General features: G+C 74.7%; 2 protein-coding genes. Both read right to left on the bottom strand.

All coding sequences use genetic code 11. The features are described from left to right. A partial coding sequence (locus x551_RS22545) for an FIST N-terminal domain-containing protein (RefSeq protein WP_051512306.1) occupies positions 1-927 on the bottom strand: 927 nt, incomplete at its 3' end. After that, positions 864-1,111: hypothetical protein (locus tag x551_RS27860; protein WP_253950466.1), on the bottom strand; the 248-nt coding region annotated here is incomplete at its 5' end. The genes x551_RS27860 and x551_RS22545, both read right to left, overlap by 64 nt.

The following is a 1,111-nucleotide window of genomic DNA, read 5'->3' as shown; positions in this document are numbered from 1 at the left end:
CTCGGGCTCGAGCGCGCTGCGGATCTCGGTGGCGATGCGCACCAGGTCGCGGCGGGCCGCGTCGGTGTCGCGGTGGCAGAAGGCCAGCTGCTGGCCGGCCAGCGCGGTGTCGGCGATCGCGATGCCGCGGCGCTGCGGGTCGATGCCGATCAGGTGGCGCACGCGCGTCTCGGTGCCGAAGGCATGGCCGCGCGCCGCGGTGACGAACTCGCCCGGCTGCGGGGTCGCGGTATCGCTCAGCCCGACCAGCGTGCTGCGCATGCGGGGCAGCGCCTCGCGCGGCGCCTGCTCGTCGACGGCCAGATCGCCCAGCAGGCAGTCGAGCGCGGGTCGATCGTCGAGCTCGTAGACCACGTTGCGCTCGATCCGCGTGATCGCCCGCACCGGGCCCACCGGCTGGCAGCCCTGGGTGATGCGCGAGACGATCGCCACGTCGGCCGTGAACGCCACGCCCGACAGGCCGCCGGTGAACACGCCACCTTCATCGGCGTCGTCGCCGCCGGGTGCGGCGATCGTCAGCACGCGGTTGCGCGCCGAGCCGAGGCCGCCGAACAGGTAGCCGCTGTCGACCCGCTCGCTCAACTCGCCGACCAGCTCCGACAGCTCGGGCGTCGACGGGTCGGCGTGCACCAGCGCCGTGTGCGGCACGAAGCCGGCATCGCCCTGCAGCGGCCGACGTCCGGAGAACACGCGGAACTGTTCGTGCGGCATCGCCGCCAGCATCACCGCGAGCCCGGGCTCGTCGAAGTACTCGACACCGCTCGCGCAGATGCCGATGCCGACGCTGCCGACCCAGGCGGTGCCCGGGAAGCGCTCGCGCAGGTCGGCCAGCAGGGCCTCGGCGGCGTTGGCGTGGTGGTCGGTCAGGTAGCACCAGCCAGCGTCGGCGCGGGGCGGTCGGCGAGCTGGGCGTCGAGCTGCGCGCACACCAGCCCCAGGGCCAGTCGGGCGTCGGGGTGGGTGGCGTGGGCGTGGGCAAAGGCTTGCATCGAGTCCGGCACGGGAAACGTCAGCGTCGGCGCGCGGCTGCCTTGCGTGCCGGTGCGGCCTTCTTCCTGGCCGCAGCAGGCTTGGCGCCCGACTTGCCGGCCGCCGCCGCGCGCGCCGCGCG

The organism is Methylibium sp. T29 (assembly GCF_000576205.1).
GTDB classification, from domain to species: domain Bacteria; phylum Pseudomonadota; class Gammaproteobacteria; order Burkholderiales; family Burkholderiaceae_C; genus Methylibium; species Methylibium petroleiphilum.
This window is presented reverse-complemented; position numbering and strand designations above follow the sequence as displayed.